Annotated in this window: 9 protein-coding genes; all 9 read right to left on the bottom strand. The window is 47.1% G+C overall.

Annotated features, from left to right (window positions below):
• Positions 1 to 729 (bottom strand): cytochrome c biogenesis protein CcdA (locus AAC599_RS19930; RefSeq protein WP_340152128.1); only part of this gene is annotated, 729 nt, incomplete at its 3' end.
• A 32-nt stretch (positions 730 to 761) separates the two neighbouring features.
• The gene (locus AAC599_RS19925; protein ID WP_340152127.1) at positions 762 to 1,475 is read right to left on the bottom strand and encodes an SCO family protein; all 714 of its coding nucleotides are present in this window, start codon (positions 1,473 to 1,475) and stop codon (positions 762 to 764) included.
• A 71-nt stretch (positions 1,476 to 1,546) separates the two neighbouring features.
• Positions 1,547 to 1,813: a hypothetical protein gene (locus AAC599_RS19920; RefSeq protein ID WP_340152126.1), complete on the bottom strand. Its 267-nt coding sequence runs from the start codon at positions 1,811 to 1,813 to the stop codon at positions 1,547 to 1,549.
• Between the two features lie 44 nt (positions 1,814 to 1,857).
• Positions 1,858 to 2,145 carry a hypothetical protein gene (locus AAC599_RS19915; protein WP_340152125.1) on the bottom strand — a complete coding sequence of 96 codons (288 nt, stop codon included), beginning with the start codon at positions 2,143 to 2,145 and terminating at the stop codon, positions 1,858 to 1,860.
• A 2-nt stretch (positions 2,146 to 2,147) separates the two neighbouring features.
• The gene (locus AAC599_RS19910; RefSeq protein ID WP_340152124.1) at positions 2,148 to 2,753 is read right to left on the bottom strand and encodes a TlpA disulfide reductase family protein; all 606 of its coding nucleotides are present in this window, start codon (positions 2,751 to 2,753) and stop codon (positions 2,148 to 2,150) included.
• On the bottom strand, positions 2,750 to 2,887 hold the full coding sequence (locus AAC599_RS19905; protein ID WP_340152123.1) for a hypothetical protein: 138 nt from the start codon (positions 2,885 to 2,887) through the stop codon (positions 2,750 to 2,752). Before AAC599_RS19905 ends, AAC599_RS19910 begins: the two co-directional genes overlap by 4 nt.
• 12 nt (positions 2,888 to 2,899) lie before the next feature.
• On the bottom strand, positions 2,900 to 3,346 hold the full coding sequence (locus tag AAC599_RS19900) for a DUF411 domain-containing protein (protein WP_340152122.1): 447 nt from the start codon (positions 3,344 to 3,346) through the stop codon (positions 2,900 to 2,902).
• A gap of 30 nt (positions 3,347 to 3,376) precedes the next feature.
• Positions 3,377 to 4,696 carry a multicopper oxidase family protein gene (locus tag AAC599_RS19895; RefSeq protein WP_340152121.1) on the bottom strand — a complete coding sequence of 440 codons (1,320 nt, stop codon included), beginning with the start codon at positions 4,694 to 4,696 and terminating at the stop codon, positions 3,377 to 3,379.
• Between the two features lie 269 nt (positions 4,697 to 4,965).
• Positions 4,966 to 5,328: hypothetical protein (locus AAC599_RS19890; protein ID WP_340152120.1), on the bottom strand; the 363-nt coding region annotated here is incomplete at its 5' end.

Raw genomic sequence — 5,328 nt, 5'->3', positions numbered from 1 at the left:
CCCCAGAATTGGAAACGCATCCAGAAGCCAATACGAAAACCTGGAGAGTTGCCCCGTCATCATCGTTATGCCCATCACGATCATCAAGAAACCCGCCCCCTGATGGAGTCGGCGCCCCAGCCGTCCTATAGTGCGAAGCTTGCGACGTAAAGTGTCTGTAAAAATTGCCGCGAGTAAAAATGGGACGCCCAAGCCAACCGAGTAGATCATCAAAAGGATAACCCCCTCTCGAAGGGTCGCGTTTGCGGCACTAACAGTTAAAATCGCACCAAGTATGGGGCCGATGCAGGGCGTCCAGCCAAACCCGAAAGCGAGACCGAGGACATAGGCGGAGACCGGACGTCCGCCCGGAATTGCAAGATGAAATCGAAAATCCCTTTGCAGAATATCTAACTGTGCCAGTCCGATCATAAACAGGCCAAATAGTATGATAATACCCCCACCAACCAGATTGAGTTCATAACTGTACCCAATCAACATCCGGCCAATGGTTGAGGCGCTGGCCCCCAAAGCAATAAAAACCGTAGAAAAACCCATTATAAAATACATACTTAAAGCGGCAGCGGCGAATTTCTCCCGAGCTTTGAATTCAGCAGAGGCGACTATAGACTGACCGCCAGCAATATAGGAAATGTACCCTGGAATGAGTGGCAAGACACACGGTGACAGAAACGAAATAATACCCGCCAAAAACGTCGCAACTACACCAATTCCGGAAATTTCAATCAACAATCGTATCCTTCTTCTTGGTCATTACAAATCTATTGATTGAAAAAAAAGTGTAGAACCGTATCCCACCATTGAGTAAGAATATTTTTCTCTGGTTGCGTTTCTCGATGTGAAAGTCCATTTACATACAAAACAAGATTGTTTGGCTTGAATTTTAATCCATGAAACTTGGCGGCGAAACGGCCCCCACGATCTATAATAAATGTCACCACACTGTGCATCTGTTGACCTGCCTCTTCAGGCTGAAACTTTACGCCATACTCTGCGGCGAGCTTTCGGGTAAAATCTTCCGGGTCGTCCGGCTTTTTTGTTAAAAAAGTCCAATTTATCGGATCAAGTCCATGTGTTTTTCCGTACTCCTCCAGGGCCCTCCCCGCATCGTTGGCCGGATCTGTCGTGATACTGACGAACTGAACCAAATCCCGCATGGGAGTGGCATTGATTTTATCCTGGAGATCAGCAATCCGTTCAGAATGTAGAGGACAAACACCGGCACAATTCGCGAATATGAAGTTCAGAATGACAATTTTTTCGTCATAGCCTGAAAGCTTTATTAATTCACCACTTGCGTTGACTAACTCAAACGGAGGTGCAACCGGTTCATCAATTGCCTGAAAATAAGTTTCTTTCTCACTCATCACTTCATCAAGATTATTCCCAGGGTGATTGGCGCTTGCCGACATTGCGAATATCAGGCCGCCAATTAAAGCTGATACAAAATATATCGATTTCATTTTTTCCTGCATTTGAAATACCTCCGGCCAACGTTTCATTGGCCGAAGGTCGACTACTCTAAATTTGAAATTCGTAAGTTTTTTTATGCGTCCTTTTCGGACTTCATATGATCGTTCATAGCCTCCATCATTTCACTACACTGCTTCATCATGGGTTCCATTTTGCTCATCATATCCATCATACCCATCATATTATTTGATTTTCCCTCTTCGCCCTGGGACTGACCATCCTGCATCATCGAGTCTGATTTCATGTTCTGGCTTTCAGTTTGATTGCTATCTGCCAAGGCGAGTGACATCGATCCTAAAAATCCGATAGCTATCGCTGTTATAATTGAAGTTATTTTCATAGTACTTTCCTTTGGTTTACGAGTTTTCCTGGGAAACCCAGGCTTTACTGACTACCGCCACCTTCATCAGGGGTATTGCTGGCAACCGAGTCCTTTGAGCAGTCTTTGCCACCTTTCATGCACATCCCGAATGCGCACATGAGAACACAAGGCAAAACACTGATTAGTATCGTCGACACTCCTATTGCTGTTAGCCAGCTCCAGTTGAATGCCAATAATGGAGTCGCAATAATGATTCCGCCGATTAACAGGACCATCGAACGGCGGGTTCGGTACTGATAGACTAGATAGTCAATCAGTATATTTGAGCTTTGATCTACAGCAGGCTTCATTATCAATTCTCCTTTGCTTTCTGGGAAATAAGAGCGCGTAAATAGGAAATCATTTCCGGACTGTCCCACACTGCCGGTCCAGCGAGACGCCCAAGTTCCAGTCCTTCCGGTGATATCAGCAGAGTTGTTGGAATCCCATAGGCACCCAGATCTGTTGATACCTTCGTGGTTTGGTCGACATAGATGCCCAGATGCTTGATGCCGATTTCCTCAAAGAATTTTTCTATGACGCCAACACCTGCCCGATCTATTGAAAGAGCTACGACTTCAAAATCTGGTCTGCCCAATTGCTGTTGCAAGCTATCGAGGGTTGGCATTTCTTCCCGGCAGGGCGCGCACCATGTTGCCCAGATATTAAGCAAAACGAACTTGCCGCGCCAATGGGACAGGTCGAGATCGGAACCTTCTGCATCCGTAAAGGAAATCGGCTTGAGCGAACGCGGCTTTTCATTGAGAGACATCATGCTTGGCGGTTTGGCGCTGTCGCCATTTGATATCGACACCGAAAAGCTGTCCTGTTCAGCGTTGAATATCTGACTAAACCCTACCAGAACGACACCTACCAATACCGCTATCAGCAAACTTACGATAATGGCTTTTCTTGTCATTTAAGCTTGCCGCTGAAGAGATACTTGCCGAGGGCGGCAATTGCGAACAGCAACAAGATAGCGACCAGAAGGCCTGCTATCCCCATCCCCCACATCATCATTCCGCCTGACATACAGTTTGGGTCGGTCATCATTTTCCTGCTCCTTCACTCTGTTGTGTAAATAGTCGGTTGCTCGTCACCGATCTGATAGATCGTGAACGGTCCGGTTTTTGGGCCTCCCATACCCGGAGAACCTGTCGGCATGCCCGGAAGCGTAACGCCTTTTACATCGGGCTTTTCCGAAAGGAGTTTTTTGACCGTATCAATCGGTACGTGTCCACTCACCACGTAGTCATCTATAAAGGCGAGATGACATCCTTGAAAATCCTCTGGAATGCCCGCTTTCTTGCTCATTGACACCAGATCATGTGTCGGCTTTACGGTAACGGTAAATCCATTTTTCCGAAGATAATCCGCATAAGATTCACAACATCCACATTGTGGATTTTTATAGAGCGCAACTTCCGTTGCAACTGCATCTTGTCCATAAAATATGTAGGCCGCGACGGCAATTACGCCAATTGTAATAAATGCCAAAGCTTTCTTGATCATTGAAATTACCCTTCTTCAAAATGTGAATTTTCAGGCGACGCGAATAACACCCATCATGCCGCTCGCTTGGTGCTCCAGAATGTGACAATGAAACATCCAGTCACCCGGATTATCGGCAACGAACGCTATTTCAACCGTTTCGCGCGGCGCCATTAAGACTGTGTCCTGCCATTCCTGATATTGTGTTTTTTCTCCATTTCGAGAAATCACCCTGAAGGAATGACCGTGGAGATGTATTGGGTGGTACCAGGCAGAGGCATTCGTCATAGAAATTACGTGACTGCGGTCAATATCCAGTGTAAGCATCGGGTCCATGATATGGCCTTCTGCTGCGACCCCATTTATGAACCATATTTTTTTTGAATGCATCATCCCCATCATTGAGCTAGACGTGGTCGTGTTTATGCCCATGTCACGCGCGACCATATTGCCCATCATACCACCACTGAACATTACTTCATGACGTTTCGCGGTTTTCAGGTCCGGCTCTTTCAAAGGATTGCCTGGTAACTGAATTGGCCAGTCGGGTGGACTGTTCCGGATAACTTCATCGGAATACTTGATGCGTGTAAGTTGATATGTAAGGCCATCGTAAAAGCGATCTATGACTTCGTCGCTTTCTCCGGGATTGCCGGTCATATCCAATATGAGATCAACCCGCATGGCCGGGCCTAGAACGACTAGGCCATTTTCTGGGCGATGTGGGGTTATAGGTTGTCCGTCCAATGCAATGACTAATGGGTCGTGCCCCTGGAAGTCCAGTCCAAAGATACGGGCATTCGCAGCATTTATCAGCCTGAGGCGTATACGTTCTCCCTTACTGACCGAAAAAGCTGCCTGCTTCTTACCGTTGATCGTGACGAAATTTCCTATTCGGCCACTGTGGCTCATGTCGTGGGAGTTTCCGAAACCGTTTTCAATCTCTCCCGTTTCTTCCAGCCGCCAATCGTCCAGCATCCAAGTTACATCACGATCAACCTGTATCGGGTTTGCTTCCTCAATAATCAAGGGACCATATAAGCCACGGCCGACTTGCTCAAAACTGCGCTGGTGCGGATGATACCAGTAGGTTCCGGCATCAATCGCATTGAAGTCATATACAAACTGATTGCCCGGTGAAATTGGCTGCTGGGTTAAGTAAGGCACTCCATCCATGGCGTTTGGCGTGCGAACGCCATGCCAATGGACAGTTGTATCTTCCGCCAGCCCGTTTTCTACGGTGACCCGTAAACGCGCTCCTTGGCGAATACGGATTTCAGGTCCCGGGACCGATCCATTAAATCGCCATAAAGTTGCGGGCTTTGCATAACCAGAATTAATTTTACTTTGGCCTGGTGCGGCATGAAGCATTATCTCCATGTCAGAGGATGCACTGCCATTCGGCACCCACAAGCTCGGAATTACTGCCCCGATCGTGGCGGCTGCGGTCGATGATATTACGCTTCGCCGCGTAAACATCGGAACTCGTTGATTTTTCATAAGTTGAACATCCGTCAGGTGTTGATCCAGCCGCAAAAAATTCAAATGTTTTTGCGGACCGCAACTGCTTGGTTAGCAATAGATTGCTAAGACAAGCATATGCCAGCCTTCAGCGACAGATGCGCCGGGCTAACATGTAATCAGGATGTATGTTTGGGGGGATGAGGTTCTGGATATTCGTTGCGTTCGTGCAAACGAGTAATCAGGCGTTCAAATTGGGATTTTTTGACATTATATAAAGGAGTCGAATCAATGGCTGCCTTATCAACCGCTACAGAAACGATGCAGACGCTGGCACATACAGCACCTGTGTTTTGCATATTTCCAGTCACGCCGCAATCCTGACAATCCACTACCTCTACAGACATGCTGCCTGAATTCATTGCCCCGGCCGGAGTGCTTCCTACGAAACCGACAATTAAGAGCACGATCAGGATCGTCCCTATTTTTGAGAAAGCAGATGCCATAGATTTATCAGAACTTTTTCCTACATTTTTGTCAAC

The sequence above is a fragment of the uncultured Sneathiella sp. genome (genome assembly GCF_963976355.1).
Lineage (GTDB): Bacteria > Pseudomonadota > Alphaproteobacteria > Sneathiellales > Sneathiellaceae > Sneathiella.
Note: the sequence above shows the minus strand (reverse complement) of the source record. Positions and strands in the feature narration are given on the sequence as shown.

Bases quoted from the DNA above. Each gene is read 5' to 3' on its own strand.
- AAC599_RS19925 (WP_340152127.1), bottom strand. From the start codon at position 1,475: ATGCAGGAAAAAATGAAATCGATATATTTTGTATCAGCTTTAATTGGC.
- AAC599_RS19920 (WP_340152126.1), bottom strand. From the start codon at position 1,813: ATGAAAATAACTTCAATTATAACAGCGATAGCTATCGGATTTTTAGGA.
- AAC599_RS19915 (WP_340152125.1), bottom strand. From the start codon at position 2,145: ATGAAGCCTGCTGTAGATCAAAGCTCAAATATACTGATTGACTATCTA.
- AAC599_RS19910 (WP_340152124.1), bottom strand. From the start codon at position 2,753: ATGACAAGAAAAGCCATTATCGTAAGTTTGCTGATAGCGGTATTGGTA.
- AAC599_RS19905 (WP_340152123.1), bottom strand. From the start codon at position 2,887: ATGATGACCGACCCAAACTGTATGTCAGGCGGAATGATGATGTGGGGG.
- AAC599_RS19900 (WP_340152122.1), bottom strand. From the start codon at position 3,346: ATGATCAAGAAAGCTTTGGCATTTATTACAATTGGCGTAATTGCCGTC.
- AAC599_RS19895 (WP_340152121.1), bottom strand. From the start codon at position 4,696: ATGCTTCATGCCGCACCAGGCCAAAGTAAAATTAATTCTGGTTATGCA.